The sequence below is a fragment of the Pseudoduganella aquatica genome, from assembly GCF_020865585.1.
GTDB lineage: Bacteria > Pseudomonadota > Gammaproteobacteria > Burkholderiales > Burkholderiaceae_D > Rugamonas > Rugamonas aquatica_A.
Map to the genome: position 1 here is coordinate 2,327,273 of NZ_CP086370.1, position 17,452 is coordinate 2,344,724.

Below are 17,452 nucleotides of genomic sequence, written 5' to 3' on the forward strand. Positions count from 1 at the left end.
GGTATACCTATGAATTCAGAGTGGGCGGAACAGCCTGAGAAGCAGAGCGGCACGCCCGGTGCGCAGCTGAAGGCCCAGCGCGAAGCGCTGGGATTGACCGTGGACCAGATTGCCGATCAGCTGAAGCTGGCGCCGCGCCAGGTGGTGGCGCTGGAAGCGGGCGACTACGCGGCCCTGCCCAATATGGCCGTCACGCGCGGCTTTGTGCGCGCTTACGCCAAAGTGCTGAAGCTGGATGCTTCGCCGCTGGTGGCGATGATAGAAGTGAACCCGGCGACCAGCCAGGAAACCGCGCCGCCCGTGCGCCGCGAAAAAATTTCCGCCACGTTCTCGGAGTCGCGCTTCCCGTCGCTCACGCAGCGCTCGTCCAAGCCTGCGGGCTGGGTGATAGGCGCGGCCGTGGTGGCCGTGGTGGTGGCCGTTGCCGGCGCCTACCAGGCCGGCATGATTCCCAACCTGCTGCACAGCGCCAAGGAAGAAGTGCCCGCCGCCAGCGCGCCCGCCGTGGCGCCGCTGGAAACCGTGGCCAAGCCGGGCGCCGATACCGCGCCGCTGATTTCGCCCAATGTGCCGCTGGTGTCCCTGCCTCCGGCAGACACCACGCCCGGCGCCGCCGCGTCGGCGGCCAGCCCGGCAGCAACGCCGGCCGGCGCAAGTCCTGCCGCCGCCGCGCCTGCACCTGCGGCAACCGCCCCAACGCCAGCCCCGGTCCAGCCTGCGCCTGTGGCGCCTGCCGCTGCTGCGCCAGCCCCGGCAGCGCCCGCTCCGGCCGCCGCCGCGCCAGCCGCCGCAACCGGCCCGGCCACGCTGGTGCTGAAGTTTACCGACGACTCGTGGGTGGAAATCCGCCGTCCCGGCAAGCCGTCGCTGATCGCCCGCCTGGTCAAGGGCGGCAGCACGGAACAGTTCGAGATCAACGACGCCGCGCTGCTCATCGTAGGCAAGCCCGGCCACGTGCAGGCCACCTTGCGCGGCCAGCCTTTGGCGCTGCCGGAAGTGCCAGGCGGTACAATTGCACGCGTGAATATTAAATAAGTATCAAGCAATCAAGATGGACGTTCCGATGACGAACACCGCAATCCCTTCCGGCCCGCAAGCGCGCCGTGGCAGCCGCAGCGTGCTGGTGGCGCATGGCGACCGCAAGATCTGGGTCGGCGGCGACGCGCCCGTGGTGGTGCAGTCGATGACCAATACCGACACGGCCGACGCCGTGGCGACCGCCATCCAGATCAAGGAACTGGCGCGCGCCGGTTCCGAACTGGTGCGCCTGACGGTGGACCGCCCGGAGGCGGCCGCCGCCGTGCCCTATATCCGCGACCAGCTGGACAAGATGGGCATCGACGTGCCGCTGGTGGGCGACTTCCACTACAACGGCCACACGCTGCTGACCGACTACCCGGACTGCGCCCAGGCGCTGTCCAAGTACCGCATCAACCCCGGCAACGTGGGCAAGGGCGCCAAGCGCGACACGCAGTTCGCCCAGATGATCGAAGTGGCCGTCAAGCACGACAAGCCGGTGCGCATCGGCGTCAACTGGGGCAGCCTGGACCAGGCGCTGCTGGCGCGCATCATGGACGAGAACGCCGCGCGCGCGAACCCGTGGAGCGCGCAAGCCGTCATGTACGAAGCGCTGATCACGTCCGCGATTGAAAACGCGGTGCGCGCCGAGGAACTCGGCATGGGCCGCGACAAGATTATCCTGTCCTGCAAAGTCTCCGGCGTGCAGGACCTGATCGCCGTGTACCGCGAACTGGGCAAGCGCTGCGACTATCCGCTGCACCTGGGCCTGACCGAAGCGGGCATGGGCAGCAAGGGCATCGTGGCCTCGACCGCCGCGCTGTCGGTGCTGCTGCAGGAAGGCATAGGCGATACCATCCGCATTTCGCTGACCCCGGAACCGGGCGGCGACCGCACCAAGGAAGTGGTGGTGGGGCAGGAGATCCTGCAAACCATGGGCCTGCGCAAATTCACGCCGATGGTGATCGCGTGCCCTGGCTGCGGCCGCACCACGTCCACCACCTTCCAGGAGCTGGCGGACGACATCCAGACCTATCTGCGCGACTCCATGCCGGAATGGAAGCAAAGCTACCCCGGCGTGGAAGCGATGAACGTGGCCGTCATGGGCTGCATCGTCAACGGCCCCGGCGAGTCCAAGCACGCCAACATCGGCATCAGCCTGCCCGGCACCGGCGAATCGCCGGCCGCGCCGGTGTTTGTCGACGGCCAGAAATTCGCCACCTTGCGCGGCGACAATATCGTCCAGGAATTCCAGGCCATCGTGCTGGATTACGTTAAAAAGAACTACGGCAAAGCATATGTCTGACAATAAAAAAGCTGAAAAAATCACCGCCATCAAAGGGATGAACGACCTGCTGCCGCAGGACGCGCACCTGTGGGAACTGTTCGAGAACACCGCGCAATCCGTGGTGCAAAGCTACGGCTTCCAGCAGATCCGCACGCCCATCGTCGAGAACACCAGCCTGTTCGCGCGCGCCATCGGCGCCGTCACCGACATCGTCGAGAAGGAAATGTACTCCTTCACCGATTCCATGAACGGCGACGCGCTGACCCTGCGTCCTGAAGGCACGGCCGGCGTGGTGCGTTCCGTGATCGAGAACAACCTGGTGTACGAAGGCCCGAAACGCCTGTGGTACAAAGGCCAGATGTTCCGCCACGAGAAACCGCAGCGCGGCCGCTATCGCCAGTTCCACCAGTTCGGCTGCGAGGCCGTGGGCTTCACCGGCCCGGACGTGGACGCCGAAATGATCATGATGTGCCGCCGCCTGTGGGATGACCTGGGCCTGGAAAACATCCGCCTGGAACTGAACTCCATCGGCGACGCCGACGAGCGCGCCAAGCACCGCGTGGACCTGATCGCCTACCTGGAATCGCACAGCGAGCTGCTGGACGCCGAAGCCCAGCGCCGCCTGCACACCAATCCGCTGCGCATCCTGGACACCAAGAACCCGGCCATGCAGGAGCTGGTCAACAACGCGCCCAAGCTGCTGGACTACCTGGGCGAAGGCTCGCTGGCGCACTTCAACGGCGTGCAGAAGATCCTGAACCACAACAACATCCCGTTCACCATCAACACCCGCCTGGTGCGCGGCCTGGACTACTACAACCGCACCGTGTTCGAGTGGGTGACGGACGAGCTGGGCACGCAAGGCACCGTTTGCGCCGGCGGCCGCTACGATCCGCTGTTCGAAACCTTCGGCGGCAAGCCGACCCCGGCGGTGGGCTTCGCCATGGGCATCGAGCGCCTGGTGGAACTGATGAAATCGGCCGGCGAGCCTGCCGACCCTAACCAGTGCGACGTGTACATGGTGCACCAGGGCGAAGAAGCGCAGATGCAGGCCTTCGTGCTGGCCGAGCGCCTGCGCGACGCCGGCCTGGACGTGGTGCTGCACTGCGCAGCGCTGAGCGGCGCCGGCTCCTTCAAGAGCCAGATGAAAAAGGCCGACGGCAGCGGCGCTTCCTTCGCCGTCATCATCGGCGAATCCGAAGTGGCCAGCGCCACGGCCAATGTGAAGGCCATGCGCGGCGAAGAAGGCGAGCACCAGCAAGCCACCGTGGCGTTTGACAGCGTGGTCGACTACATCGTGGACCACATCACGGGCGATGGTGAGGAGCACCACCATTTCCACGTGCATGACGAAAACTGCAAGCATTAATATCAACCCTTAACCAGAGCACAGAGTAATTTCATGGCATACGATCTCGAAGAACAAGAACAGCTAGCTAACTTCAAAGCCTGGTGGGCCAAGTACGGCAACCTGACGTCGTGGGTACTGATCGCGGGCCTGGCGGCCTATTCCGGCTGGAACGGCTGGAACTACTACCAGCGCGACCAGGCCGCATCGGCCTCGGCGCTGTACGACGAACTGCAGACCGCCATCGCGGCCAAGGACGCGGCCAAGGTGCAGCGCGCCACGGCCGACATGGAAACCAAGTTCGCCAGCACCTCCTACGCCGCCATGACGGCGCTGGCGTCGGCCAAGCAAGCCTTCGAGGCGAATGACCTGAAAACCGCGAAGACCCAGCTGAACTGGGCCATCGAGCACGGCAACGACGAATACAAAGCCATCGCGCGCGTGCGCCTGGCCGGCGTGCTGCTGGATGAAAAAGCCTACGACGAAGCGCTGAAGGTGCTGGCCGTGGCGGTGCCCAAGCAGTTCGAAGGCGCCGTGGCCGACCGCAAGGGCGACGTGCTGGCCGCGCAGAACAAGCTGGCCGAAGCGCGCACCGCCTACCTGGCCGCGCTGAACGCCACCGACAAGAAAACCCCGGGCCGCCAGCTGATCCAGCTCAAGCTCGAAGCCATCGGCGGCACCGTGCCAGCCGAACCCAAGGCCGCAGCTTAAGAACGAAAAATCGGAGCGTAGGGCGGGTTAGGCGCGCCGCGCCGTAACCCGCCGCGCCGTCGCAATGCATGCTTAAGGATATTTATGCGTATTACCGGTAAAGTAGTTGGCGTAAGCCTGCTGGCCCTGGCCGCAGGTTGCAGCACCTTGGACAAGATCAATCCTTTCGCCAGCGAGCCCAAGGACAAGCCCGCCGCGCTGGTGGAACTGAAAAGCAGCCTGGCCGTGAAGACGGCCTGGAAATACTCGCTCGGCAAGTCCGGCGCGTACAACTTCAGCCCGGCCGCCGCCGCCGGCAGCGTCTTCGTGGCCGACGCGGACGGCGCCCTGGCGCGCCTGGACGCGGCCAGCGGCAAGCAGCTGTGGCGCGTCAAGGCCGGCAGCGACCTGACCGCCGGCGTGGGCGTGAGCCCGAACGGCGAAGTGGTGGTGGTGGGCGGCCTCAAGGGCAACATCATCGCCTTCGACGGCAATGGCAAGGAACTGTGGAAGGCGCAGGCCTCGAGCGAGGTGCTGTCCTCGCCGGTGGCGGCGGACGACGTCGTCATCGTGCGCTCGGTGGACAACCGCATCACGGCCTTCGAAGCCAAGACCGGCGCCAAGCGCTGGTCCGTGCTGCGCACCACCCCGGCCCTGACCCTGCGCAATGCGCCGGGCATGGTCATCAGCGGCGCCAACGTCTACGTCGGCCAGCCCGGCGGCAAGCTGCTGGCGCTGACGCTGGCCACCGGCGTGCCGCGCTTCGAAGTGTCGGTGGGCGAGCCGAAGGGCGCCACCGAACTGGAGCGCGTGGCCGACGTGGCCGGCACCCCGGTGGTGTTCGAGAAAGATATCTGCGCGGTGACCTACCAGGGCCGCGTGGGCTGCTTTGACCTGGCCGGCGGCCAGGCGCGCTGGACCAAGGAAGTCTCTTCCGACGTCGGCGTGGCGGTGGACCAGCGTTTCGTGTTCACCGCAGACGAGAAGGGCGCCGTGGCGGCCTTCTCCCGCGAAGGCGGACAGAGTGCCTGGAAAAGCGACAAGCTGGCCTTCCGCCGCCTGTCCACGCCCGCATCTTTCGGCCGCAGCGTAGCCGTGGGCGACTTCCAGGGCCACATTCACTTCCTGTCGCGCGAAGATGGCGCACTAATAGCCCGGGTCAGCACCGACGGCACGGCGATACAATCGTCGCCCGTCATCGCTGGCTCGAATTTGATTTTCCAAACCCAATCAGGGACAGTGACCGCGTTAGCGGTCGAGTAATACAATGAAGCCGGTTATAGCACTCGTAGGTCGACCCAATGTCGGGAAATCGACCTTATTCAATCGTCTGACCCGCTCGCGCGACGCGCTGGTGGCGGACTTGCCAGGCCTGACGCGCGATCGCCATTACGGCGAAGGCCGCCTCGGCGAACGCCCCTTCCTGGTGGTGGACACCGGCGGTTTCGAGCCGGTCGCCAAGGAAGGCATCATGTTCCAGATGGCGCTGCAGACCAAGCAGGCCGTCGCGGAGGCGGACATCGTGGTGTTCCTGGTCGACGGCCGCCAAGGCCTGACGCCGCATGACAAGACCATCACCGACTTCCTGCGCAAGACCGGCCGCCCCGTGCTGCTGGTGGTCAACAAGTCGGAAGGCATGCGCTACACCGCCGTGGTGTCCGACTTCTACGAGCTGGGCATGGGCGATCCCTATGTGATCTCGGCCGCCCACGGCGACGGCGTGCATGACCTGGTGGAAGAAGCGCTGGACAAGGCCTTCCAGCAGCGTCCGGAAGACGCCGAGGAGCTGGCTCCGGCCGAGCGCGGCGTGAAGATCGCGCTGGTGGGCCGCCCCAACGTGGGCAAGTCCACGCTGATCAACACCCTGCTGGGCGAAGAGCGCGTGATCGCCTTCGACATGCCTGGCACCACCCGCGACTCGATCGAGATTCCCTTCGAGCGCGACGGCAAGCAGTACACGCTGATCGACACGGCCGGTATCCGCCGCCGCGGCCGCGTGTTCGAAGCCATCGAGAAATTCTCGGTGGTCAAGACCTTGCAGTCGATTTCGGAAGCCAACGTCGTGATCCTGATGCTGGACGCCCAGCAGGATATCTCCGAGCAGGACGCCCACATCGCCGGCTTCGTGCTGGAAACCGGCCGCGCGCTGGTGGTGGCCGTCAACAAGTGGGACGGCCTGCAGTCGGACGACCGCGACGAGATCAAGATCGACCTGGACCGCAAGCTGGACTTCCTGGGCTTCGCCAAGATGCACTTCATTTCCGCGCTGAAGGCCTCCGGCATCGGCCCGCTGATGAAGTCGGTGGACCAGGCTTACGCCGCCGCCATGGCCGACCTGTCGACGCCCAAGCTGACCCGCGCGCTGCAGGAAGCGGTGGAGAAGCAGGAACCGAAGCGCAAGGGCTCCATCCGTCCTAAGATGCGCTATGCGCACCAGGGCGGCATGAACCCGCCGGTGATCGTTATCCACGGCAATTCCCTGGACGCGGTGTCCGACCCGTACAAGCGTTATCTGGAAAAGCATTTCCGCGACACGTTCAACCTGGTTGGCACGCCGCTGCGCATCGAACTGCGCACCGGTAAAAACCCGTTCGACAAGCGCGTAAAATAAACCCTGATAACGAGCTTAAGATTGACATTCCTGTACGCTACGCACTGCACGAATGTCAAAAACAGGTTACAGTAGCTTGGCAGCATCATTCTCCAGGCAGAGAATGGTGCTGGGCACTTGAAATACAGCGAGTCGCCTCCAATTCTTACACAACAACATAAAACGGAGCTGTTATGAGCAACAAAGGGCAACTGTTACAAGACCCATTCCTGAACGCACTGCGCAAGGAACACGTTCCTGTCTCGATCTACCTGGTCAACGGCATCAAGCTGCAGGGCCACATCGAGTCGTTCGACCAATACGTGGTATTGCTGCGCAATACCGTGACCCAGATGGTGTACAAGCACGCCATTTCGACCGTGGTGCCGGCCCGCGCCGTGAACCTGAACATCGAATCCGAAGCGGAATAATCATTGAGCTTTAATCTTCGCCTCCCACCTTGCCTGGCGGTCGCATGCGCGCAGCTTTAGTCGGGGTAGACTTCGGTCAGGGCGATTTTGCCGCCAGCGTCGAGGAACTGATGCTGCTTGCCCGTTCGGCGGGAGCAGACCCGGTCACCACGATTACCGGCAAACGCTCCAGTCCGGACGCGGCTTATTTCGTCGGCAGCGGCAAGGCCGACGAGATCGGCCTGGCCGTCCAGGATCTCAAGCTTGAGATCGTCATTTTCAATCACGCCCTGTCACCCGCGCAGCAGCGCAACCTGGAAAAGCGCCTGCAAGTGCGCGTGCTCGACCGTACCAGCCTGATCCTCGACATCTTCGCGCAGCGCGCGCAGAGCCACGAGGGCAAGCTGCAGGTGGAATTGGCGCAGCTGCAGCACCTGGCCACGCGATTAATTCGCGGCTGGACCCACCTGGAACGGCAAAAGGGCGGTATCGGCCTGCGCGGCCCCGGTGAAACCCAGCTCGAGACCGACCGCCGCCTGATCGGCGAGCGCGTCAAGGCGCTGCGCGCGCGCCTGGCCAAGCTGCGCAAGCAGCACGAGACCCAGCGCCGTTCGCGCGGCCGCAGCCAGACCTTCTCCGTGTCCCTGGTCGGCTATACCAATGCCGGCAAGTCCACGCTGTTCAACGCCATGACCAAGGCCGGCGTCTACGTGGCCGACCAGCTGTTCGCCACGCTGGACACCACTTCGCGCCGCGTCTACATGGGCGAGGAAGTGGGCAATGTGGTGATTTCGGACACGGTTGGTTTCGTGCGGGAACTGCCGCACCAGCTGGTGGCGGCATTCCGCGCCACGCTGGAGGAAACCATTCACGCCGACCTGCTGCTGCACGTGGTGGACGCCGCCAGTCCGGTGCGCATGGAGCAGATCGAGCAGGTGAACCTGGTGCTGCGCGAAATCGGCGCCGACCATATTCCGCAGATCCTGGTGTGGAACAAGATCGACGCGGCCGGCCTGGAGCCGGCGGTCGAGCGTGATGAATATGATAAAATTTCTCGCGTTTTCACCAGTGCACGCACCGGCGCAGGCCTGGACCTGCTGCGCAGTGCCATCACTGAAGCGGCCAAGGCCGCACCCGGCAAGGCTTATCTGTACCAGGCGCCCGAGGAAGACGAGGATCTGCTGGATGTAGACGGCGACTCCGAATCCGAAGGCCATTCCACTTCCACCCAAGTTGGATCTCATTAGCATGCCTTTCTCCTCCTTAAAAAAAAGAATAGGCTTGAAGCTGAACTTGAACGACCCTCGCTGGGGGGCGGACAAGAAGGACGGCAACAAGCAGGCCCAAGAAGGCAAGAAACCCGGTGAAGGTCCGCCGGACCTGGACCAGCTGTGGCGCGATTTCAATCAGCGCCTGAACGGCTTGTTTGGCCAGAAACGGAATAACAACGGCGGCAGCGGCGGTGGCGGCGGCAGTGGCGGCGACATGCGCGGCGCCGGCTTCACCGTGGGCGCGGTCGGCGCGATCGCCGCGCTGGTGTGGCTGGCCAGCGGCGCCTTTATCGTGCAGGAAGGCCAGACCGGGGTGGTGTTCACCTTCGGCAAGGTCTCGCACGTCACGCCTGCCGGCCTGAACTGGCGCTGGCCTTATCCCTTCCAGAGCGACGTCACCGTCAACGTGTCGCAGGTGCGTACGGTGGAAGTGGGCTACCGCAACAACGTCAAGAACAAGCAGCCGCGCGAGTCGCTGATGCTGACCGACGACGAAAACATTATCGACATCCAGTTCGCCGTGCAGTACACGCTGAAGAACCCGGTGGCCTGGATCACCAGCAACACCAATCCGGAAGAAACCGTGATGCAGGTGGCGGAGACCTCGATCCGCGAAATCGTCGGCAAGAGCAAGATGGACTTCGTGCTGTACGAGGGCCGCGAGAAAGTCGCGTTTGAAACCCAGCAGCTGATGCAGCAGATCCTGGACCGCTACGCCACCGGCGCGCAGATCACCAATGTGACCATGCAGGGCGTGCAGCCGCCGGAGCAGGTGCAAGCCGCCTTCGACGACGCCGTCAAGGCCGGCCAGGACCGCGAACGCCTGAAGAACGAAGGCCAGGCCTACGCCAACAAGGTGATTCCCGAGTCGCGCGGCGCCGCGTCGCGCCTGACCCAGGACGCCGAAGCCTACCGCTCGCAAGTGGTGGAGAACGCCGAAGGTAACGCCTCGCGCTTCAAGTCGGTGCAGGCCGAGTACGCCAAGGCGCCGGGCGTGACCCGCGACCGCATGTACCTCGACACCATGCAGCAGATCTTCTCCAGCACCAGCAAGGTGATGATCGATTCGCGCGCCGGCAACAACCTGCTGTATCTGCCGCTGGATAAACTCATCGCCCAGGCCGCCGCCAGCGACGCCGCCGCGAAAGCGAACGCCACGCCGCCGCCGCCCACCGCCGTGATGCTGCCGTCGGACGGCCTGCCGCCGCCGGAAGTCAGCCGCCCGCGCGACAGCCGTTCGCGCGAGTCCTCACGTGATCGGGAGAGCCGTTAATGAATCGCATAGTTACCATCCTGATCAGTGGCTTCGTCGCCCTGATGCTGTTGTCCTCGACCGTGTTCGTGGTCGACCAGCGCAAGTACGCCATCGTGTTCGCGCTGGGTGAAGTCAAGCAGGTCATCAGCGAGCCCGGCCTGCACTTCAAGCTGCCGCCGCCGTTCCAGAACGTGCTGTACCTGGACAAGCGCATCATGACCATCGATTCGCCGGACGCCGACCGTTTCATCACGGCCGAGAAGATGAACATCCTGGTGGACGCCTTCGTCAAATGGCGCATCGTCGAGCCGCGCCTGTACTTCGTGTCCTTCGGCGGCGATGAAAGCCGTGCGCGCGACCGCATGTCGCAGATCGTGAAAGCGGCGCTGAACGACGAAATCACCAAGCGCACCGTGCGCGAAGTGATTTCCGGCCAGCGCGGCAAGGTCATGGAAGCGATCCGCACCAAGGTCATCGTGGAAGCCAAGCAGATCGGCGTCGAGATCATCGACGTGCGCCTGAAACGCGTGGACTACGTGGAGCAGATCAACAACTCCGTGTACGAGCGCATGAAGGCCGAGCGCGTGCGCGTGGCCAACGAACTGCGCTCCACCGGTACCGCCGACTCGGAGAAGATCCGCGCCGACGCAGACCGCCAGCGCACCGTGATCCTGGCCGAAGCCTACCGCGCCGCCGAGACCATCAAGGGCGAGGGCGACGCCAAGGCCAGCCAGATCTACGCCGACGCCTTCGGCCGCAATCCGGAGTTCTACAAGTTCTACCGCAGCCTGACTGCCTACCGCGAATCGTTCAAGAATCGCAGCGACGTGCTGGTGCTGGACCCGAACTCGGAGTTCTTCAAGTACTTCAAGGGCGCGGGCGGCGACGGCAAGAAATAAGCCCGCAAATCAGGGGTCAGACCCGCCGGATCTGACCCCAGCCCTCCGCCCAAGCCCAGCCCTCCGCTGAGGTTTTATTTCCCTCGAGCCGCATTTTCGCGTAAAATATGCGGTTCGGCCCTCCGATTGCCGTGTGCGTCCTGTGGGCGCATGATCGATATCTCAACAACACCGTTGCCGGTTTTCCCCATGCCGAATTGGCTATTGCCCGAACATATTGCGGACGTACTGCCGTCCGAAGCGCGCAAGATTGAAGAATTGCGCCGCCTGATGCTGGATAACTTCCGGCTGTATGGCTACGAACTCGTGATGCCGCCGCTGCTGGAGTACGTCGAGTCCCTGATGACCGGCGCCGGCCAGGACACCGAGCTGCGCACCTTCAAGCTGGTGGACCAGATCTCCGGCCGCATGCTGGGCCTGCGCGCCGACATGACCACGCAAGTGGCCCGTATCGACGCCCACCTGCTCAACCGCGCCACCGTCACCCGCCTGTGCTACGCCGGCAGCGTGCTGCATACCCGTCCGTCGGGCCTGCACACCACCCGCGAGCCGCTGCAGATCGGCGCCGAAATCTACGGCCACGCCGGCCTGGAAGCGGACGCCGAGATCCAGGAACTGGCGCTGGCCTCCCTGGCGCTGGCCGGCTTCACCGACGTGCGCCTGGACCTGTCCCACGTGGGCGTGCTGCGCGCCATCCTGGCCGAGGACGCCAACGCGGCCAAGGACGAAGCGGCGCTGTACCTGCTGCTGCGCGCCAAGGACGTGCCGGGCCTGGAAGCCCAGACCGCCCATTACAGCCCGCTGGTGCGCTCCGCGCTGCTGGCCCTGCCGAACCTGTACGGCGACGTGGACGTGCTCAAGCGCGCCCGCGAGGTGCTGCCGGACCTGCCGGGCATCGCCAAGGCGCTGGCCGAGCTGGCCGCGCTGGCCGCGACTGCGGACAATGCCGCCATCGGCCGCGAAGTGGCGGTCGACCTGGCCGACCTGCGCGGCTACCAGTACGAGAGCGGCGCCATGTTCGCCATCTACGTGCCGGGCCTGCCGAACGCGGTGCTGCGCGGCGGCCGTTATGACCACGTTGGCGAAGCGTTTGGCCGGGCGCGTCCCGCCACCGGCTTCTCGATGGATTTGCGCGAACTGGCGCGCCTGCTGCCGACGGCCGAGCGCAAGCACTCGATTCGCGCGCCGTGGGGCAATGCGCCTGAATTGAAAGATAAAATCGCCGAGCTGCGCAAGACCGGCGAAGTGGTGATCCAGAGTCTGCCGGGTCACAGCAATGAACAGGACGAGTTCGAGTGCGACCGCGCGCTGGTGCTCGACGATAGTGGTAGCAACTGGATTCTTAAAAACTTAGGTTAGTACGATGTCGAAAAAAAATATGGCAAAGAACGTGGTTGTCATCGGCACCCAATGGGGCGATGAAGGCAAAGGTAAAATCGTTGATTGGCTGACTGATCACGCCCAGGGCGTGGTGCGTTTCCAGGGCGGCCACAACGCCGGCCACACGCTGGTCATCGGCGGCGTGAAGACTGCGCTGCAGCTGATCCCGTCGGGCATCATGCGTCCAGGCGTGGCCTGCTACATCGGCAACGGTGTGGTGGTGTCGGTGCCGGACGTGCTGCGCGAAATCGACAAGCTGGAAGCGGTCGGCGTGGAAGTGGCTTCGCGCCTGAAGATCTCCGAGGCTTGCCCGGTCATCTTCCCGTACCACAGCGCGCTGGACGCGGCCCGCGAAGCGGCCCGCGGCGCCGCCAAGATCGGCACCACCGGCAAGGGCATCGGCCCGGCCTACGAAGACAAGGTGGCGCGCCGCGCCATCCGCATCGCCGACCTGCTGAACGAAGAACGCCTGGCTGAAAAACTGCGCGAAAACCTGGACTACCACAACTTCGTGCTGGAAAACTACCTGAAGGCTCCGAAGGTCGACTACCAGAAGACCCTGGACGACGCGCTGGCCTACGTGCCGCGCCTGCGCCCCATGGTGACCGACGTGTCGAGCGCCCTGTACGCCGCGCACAAGGCCGGCGGCAACCTGCTGTTCGAAGGCGCGCAAGGCTCGCTGCTGGACGTGGACCACGGCACCTACCCGTTCGTCACCTCGTCGAACTGCGTGGCCGGTAACGCCGCCGCCGGCGCCGGCGTCGGTCCTGGCATGCTGCACTACATCCTGGGCATCACCAAGGCCTACACCACCCGCGTCGGCTCCGGCCCGTTCCCTTCGGAACTGCCTACCGATGCCGGCGTTGGCCACCACCTGTCGTCGGTCGGCCACGAGTTCGGCACCGTGACGGGCCGCGCCCGCCGCTGCGGCTGGTTCGACGCCGCGCTGCTGCGCCGCTCGGTCCAGATCAACGGCGTGTCCGGCATGTGCATCACCAAGCTGGACGTCATGGACGGCCTGGAAACCATCAAAATCTGCACCAGCTACACGCTGGACGGCCGCACCGTGGACATCTTCCCGGTCGGCGCAGAGGACGCAGGCCGCTGCCAGCCCATCTATGAAGAGATGCCGGGCTGGAGCGAAAGCACTGTCGGCGCTAAATCGCTGGCCGCGCTGCCTGCAAACGCGCGCGCTTATATCAAGCGCATCGAAGAACTGGTTGGCGTGCCAGTGGATATGGTATCGACCGGCCCTGACCGCGAAGAAACCATCGTACTGCGCCATCCTTACGAGTAAGAAGGATAGAACAAATGAGCACCCCTCAATCCGATGACAAGCACCTGTGGGTGTCCTGGGATGAATACCACCGCCTGATCGAGCGCCTGGCGCTCAAGGTGCATGAATCGGGCTGGAAGTTCGACATGGTCCTGTGCCTGGCGCGCGGCGGCGTGCGTCCCGGCGACGTATTCTCGCGCATTTTCGACGTGCCGCTGGCCATCCTGTCGACCAGTTCCTACCGTGCCGACAAGGGCACCGTGCAGGGTGACCTGGACATCGCCAAGTACATGACGATGACCAAGGGTCCGCTGTCCGGCCGCATCCTGCTGGTCGACGACCTGGCCGATTCGGGCGTCACGCTGATCAAAGTCATGCAGCATTTGAAGGAAAACTTCGAAGGCGTGACCGAGGTGAAATCGGCCGTGATCTGGACCAAGGGCAGCTCGGCGTTCCGTCCGGACTACCAGATGGAAGAACTGCCGCACAACCCATGGATCCACCAGCCGTTCGAAGACTACGACGGCATCCGCCCGCACCAGCTGGCGGCGTGGATCAAGAAAGGCGAAGCGTCGAAGTAAGTTCGATGCGCATCGCAAAGAGCGGCCCGAGGGCCGCTTTTTTTACGCCGCGTATCGGCGGGTTACGCGTCCCGCTAACCCGCCCTACGATACGCCACGTACCACATACCGCATGCAGCGCCGCGCCATACGCGTACCGCATGCAGCATGCAACGCCGTGCCATACGCGTACCGGGTGTCGCACGCAGCGCCGTGTCATACGCGTACCGCGTGCCGCATGCAACGCCGTGTCATACGCGTACCACGTGCCGCATGCAGCGCCGTGTGGTACGCGTAGGGCGGGTTAGTGCGCAGCGCGTAACCCGCCATGTGCGAGCCGGTACAGCATCGGCAGCACCAGCATGGTCAGCACGGTGGACGACAGAATCCCGCCGATCACCACCGTCGCCAGCGGCCGCTGCACCTCGGCGCCGGTGCCGGCGGCCAGGGCCATTGGCACGAAGCCCAGCGCGGCCACCAGCGCCGTCATCAGCACCGGCCTTAGCCTGCCCAGCGCGCCTTCCCGTATCGCCTCGTCCAGCGGCCTGCCTTGCTCGCGAAGGCTGCGGATAAATGAAATCAGCACCAGCCCGTTCAGCACCGCCACGCCGGACAACGCAATAAACCCCACCGCCGCCGATATCGACAGCGGCAATCCGCGCAGCGCCAACGCCGCGATGCCGCCGCTGAGCGCGAACGGTATGCCGCTGAACACCAGCAGGCCGTCCTTCAGGTTGCCGAACATGGCGAACAGCAGCGCCAGCACCACCAGCAGCGCCGCCGGCACCACCAGCTTCAACCGCTCCACCGCAGACTGCAACTGCTCGAACTGTCCGCCCCAGGTGATCCAGTAGGCCGGCGGCAGCTTCACCTGCTGCTGTATGGCCTGCTGGGCCTCCGCCACGAACGAACCGATGTCGCGCCCGCGCACGTTCGCGCTGACCACCACGCGCCGCTTGCCCTGTTCCCGGCTGACCTGGTTCGGGCCCGGCGCCACCTCCAGCGTGGCAACCTCGCCCAGCGGAATGAAGTTGCCCGCGCCAGCCGTGCCGCTGCCCGCCGCGCCGCGCCCATGCGCAGGCAGCGCAATCGGCAGCCGCCGTATCGCATCCAGGTCGCCGCGCATCTGCTCGGGCAAGCGCACCACGATATCGAAGCGCCGGTCGCCCTGGAACACATCGCCCGCCTGCTGCCCGCCCACGGCCGCCGCCAAGGTCTCCTGCACCTCGGCCGAATTGAGGCCGTACCGCGCCAGCCTGGCACGGTCGATATTCACGGTGAGCATAGGCAGGCCGCTGGTCTGCTCGACCTTCACCTCGCTCGCCCCTGCAACCTTCGCCAGCACCGCCGAAATCCGCTCCGCAGTTTCGTTCAGCACCGCCATATCGTCGCCGAACACCTTCACCGCCACGTCGCTGCGCACGCCCGAAATCAGCTCGTTGAAGCGCAGCTGGATAGGCTGCGAGAACTCGTAGCTGTTGCCGGGCAGCTGCTCCACGCTGGCGCGGATGGCCGTCTCCAATTGCTCGCGCGTCTTGCGCGGCTTGGGCCACTGGTCGCGCGGCTTGAACATGATGAAGCCGTCCGCGCTGTTCGGCGGCATGGGATCGGACGCCACCTCCGCCGTGCCTATGCGCGCGAACACGCGTTCAATCTCCGGGAACTCCTGCATCAGCTTGCGTTCCAGTTGCTGCTGCATCGTCACCGACTGCGTCAGGCTGGTGCCGGGAATGCGCAGCGTCTGCAGCGCGATGTCGCCTTCGTCCAGGCTGGGCACGAACTCGCTGCCCATGCGCGAAGCCAGCAGGGCGGACAGCAGGACCGCCACCGCCGCGAAGGCCAGCACCACCGGCTTGTTCGCCAGGGACAGGTCCAGCACCGGCGCGTACCAGCGCGCCGCCGCGCGCATCACGGCATTCTCTTTCTCGCTTACGCGCTCGCCGATGAACAGCGCCACGGCGGCCGGCACAAAGGTCATGGACAGCACCATGGCGCCGAACAGCGCAATCACCACGGTCAGCGCCATGGGGTGGAACATGCGTCCCTCCACGCCGCTGAACGCAAAGATGGGCAGGTACACGGCCATGATGATGAGCTGCCCGAACAGCAGCGGCCTGCGTGCCTCGCGCGCGGCGGCGAACACCTCGTCCATGCGTTCGCTGCGCGTGAGCGGCCGCCCCAGCGCGGCCTGCGCATGCGCCAGCCGCCGCACGCAGTTCTCCACGATGACCACCGCGCCATCGACAATAATGCCGAAGTCCAGCGCGCCCAGGCTGAGCAGGTTGGCGCTCACCTTGTACGAGACCATGCCGGTAAAGGTGAACAGCATGGACAGCGGGATCACCATGGCCGTGATCAGCGCCGCGCGCAGGTTGCCGAGGAAGGCGAACAGCACCGCCACCACCAGCACCGCGCCTTCCAGCAGATTGGTACGCACCGTGGCGATGGCCTTGTCCACCAGCGTGGTGCGGTCGTACACGGTGACCGCGTGCACGCCTGCCGGCAGGCTGCGGTTGATCTGCTCCATGCGCGCATCCACCGCGCGCGAGACGGTGCGGCTGTTCTGGCCTATCAGCATGAACACCGTGCCCAGCACCACCTCGCGGCCGTTCTCGGTGGCGGCGCCAGTGCGCAGCTCGCGGCCTTCCAGCACCTCGCCAATGTCGCGCACGCGCACCGGTATGCCGTCCGCACTGGTGAGCACCACGTTGGCGATATCGTCGCGCGTGGCGAGCTGGCCGGGCACGCGCACCAGCAGCTGCTCGCCGTTGCGCTCTATATAGCCGGCCCCGGTGCTGCCGTTGTTGCGCTCCAGCGCCGCCACCACGTCGCGCACGCCCAGGCCGTAGGAGGCCAGCTTGTCCGGATGCGGCGCCACCTGGTACTCGCGCACATAGCCGCCGATGGAATTGATTTCGGTCACGCCGGGCACGGTGCGCAGCTGCGGCTTGATGATCCAGTCCTGGATGTCGCGCAGGTCGGTCGGCGTGTAGGGCGTGCCGTCGGGCTTCTTTGCGCCTTCCCTGGTCTCCACCGTCCACAGGTAGATTTCACCCAAGCCGGTCGACACGGGGCCGAGCGCGGGGAAGACGTCCCTCGGCAGCCGCGCGCGGACTTCCTGCAGGCGCTCGTTCACCAGCTGGCGGGCAAAGTAGATGTCGGTGCCGTCCTTGAAGGTGACGGTGATCTGCGACAGGCCGTAGCGCGACAGGGAGCGCGTCTGGTCCAGCTGCGGCAGGCCCGCCATCGCCGTCTCCAGCGGCAGCGAGATGCGCTGTTCGGTTTCCAGCGGCGAGTAGCCGGGAGCTGCGGTGTTGATCTGCACCTGCACATTGGTGATGTCGGGAACCGCATCGACGGGCAGGCGCTGGTAGTTGTAGACGCCGAGGATGGCCATGCCCAGCACCAGCAGCATGACCAGCCAGCGCTGCGCGATGGACGCGCGTATCAATCGTTCAAACATGATGG

Annotated in this window: 14 protein-coding genes; 13 read left to right on the forward strand and 1 reads right to left on the reverse strand. The window is 65.1% G+C overall.

Features of this window, described 5'->3' with window-relative positions; translation table 11 throughout:
• Window positions 1–9: 9 nt before the first annotated feature.
• From KT882_RS10220 to KT882_RS10280, 13 genes are all read left to right on the forward strand, one after another.
• The gene (locus KT882_RS10220) at window positions 10–1,035 is read left to right on the forward strand and encodes a RodZ domain-containing protein (protein WP_228895588.1); all 1,026 of its coding nucleotides are present in this window, start codon (window positions 10–12) and stop codon (window positions 1,033–1,035) included.
• 28 nt (window positions 1,036–1,063) lie between these two features.
• Entirely contained in the window at window positions 1,064–2,323 is a 1,260-nt protein-coding gene (ispG, locus tag KT882_RS10225) for a flavodoxin-dependent (E)-4-hydroxy-3-methylbut-2-enyl-diphosphate synthase (RefSeq protein ID WP_161075142.1), read from the forward strand.
• Window positions 2,316–3,674 (forward strand): histidine--tRNA ligase, encoded by a 1,359-nt coding sequence (hisS, locus tag KT882_RS10230; protein ID WP_161075143.1) that lies wholly within the window; start codon window positions 2,316–2,318, stop codon window positions 3,672–3,674. Before ispG ends, hisS begins: the two co-directional genes overlap by 8 nt.
• Window positions 3,675–3,707: 33 nt before the next feature.
• Window positions 3,708–4,364 carry a YfgM family protein gene (locus tag KT882_RS10235; protein WP_228895590.1) on the forward strand — a complete coding sequence of 219 codons (657 nt, stop codon included), beginning with the start codon at window positions 3,708–3,710 and terminating at the stop codon, window positions 4,362–4,364.
• A gap of 84 nt (window positions 4,365–4,448) precedes the next feature.
• Window positions 4,449–5,606, forward strand: a complete 1,158-nt coding sequence (gene bamB / locus KT882_RS10240; protein WP_161075145.1) for an outer membrane protein assembly factor BamB — start codon at window positions 4,449–4,451, stop codon at window positions 5,604–5,606.
• Window positions 5,607–5,610: 4 nt separating this feature from the next.
• Complete coding sequence (der, locus tag KT882_RS10245; protein WP_161075146.1) at window positions 5,611–6,954, forward strand: ribosome biogenesis GTPase Der; 1,344 nt, start codon at window positions 5,611–5,613, stop codon at window positions 6,952–6,954.
• A gap of 173 nt (window positions 6,955–7,127) precedes the next feature.
• The gene (gene hfq / locus KT882_RS10250) at window positions 7,128–7,364 is read left to right on the forward strand and encodes an RNA chaperone Hfq (protein WP_008450615.1); all 237 of its coding nucleotides are present in this window, start codon (window positions 7,128–7,130) and stop codon (window positions 7,362–7,364) included.
• A 44-nt stretch (window positions 7,365–7,408) separates the two neighbouring features.
• Window positions 7,409–8,590, forward strand: coding sequence for a GTPase HflX (gene hflX, locus KT882_RS10255; RefSeq protein ID WP_161075147.1), 1,182 nt, complete (start codon window positions 7,409–7,411; stop codon window positions 8,588–8,590).
• Between the two features lies 1 nt (window position 8,591).
• On the forward strand, window positions 8,592–9,887 hold the full coding sequence (gene hflK, locus KT882_RS10260) for an FtsH protease activity modulator HflK (RefSeq protein ID WP_161075148.1): 1,296 nt from the start codon (window positions 8,592–8,594) through the stop codon (window positions 9,885–9,887).
• Entirely contained in the window at window positions 9,887–10,768 is an 882-nt protein-coding gene (gene hflC, locus KT882_RS10265) for a protease modulator HflC (RefSeq protein WP_228895592.1), read from the forward strand. Before hflK ends, hflC begins: the two co-directional genes overlap by 1 nt.
• Before the next feature lie 189 nt (window positions 10,769–10,957).
• The gene (locus KT882_RS10270) at window positions 10,958–12,127 is read left to right on the forward strand and encodes an ATP phosphoribosyltransferase regulatory subunit (RefSeq protein WP_161075150.1); all 1,170 of its coding nucleotides are present in this window, start codon (window positions 10,958–10,960) and stop codon (window positions 12,125–12,127) included.
• 4 nt (window positions 12,128–12,131) lie between these two features.
• Window positions 12,132–13,445 (forward strand): adenylosuccinate synthase, encoded by a 1,314-nt coding sequence (locus KT882_RS10275; protein WP_161075151.1) that lies wholly within the window; start codon window positions 12,132–12,134, stop codon window positions 13,443–13,445.
• Window positions 13,446–13,459: 14 nt separating this feature from the next.
• The gene (locus tag KT882_RS10280; RefSeq protein ID WP_161075152.1) at window positions 13,460–14,005 is read left to right on the forward strand and encodes a phosphoribosyltransferase; all 546 of its coding nucleotides are present in this window, start codon (window positions 13,460–13,462) and stop codon (window positions 14,003–14,005) included.
• Between the two features lie 283 nt (window positions 14,006–14,288).
• Here KT882_RS10280 and KT882_RS10285 read toward each other — a convergent pair whose 3' ends face one another.
• On the reverse strand, window positions 14,289–17,447 hold the full coding sequence (locus KT882_RS10285; RefSeq protein ID WP_228895594.1) for an efflux RND transporter permease subunit: 3,159 nt from the start codon (window positions 17,445–17,447) through the stop codon (window positions 14,289–14,291).
• Between the last annotated feature and the right edge of the window lie 5 nt (window positions 17,448–17,452).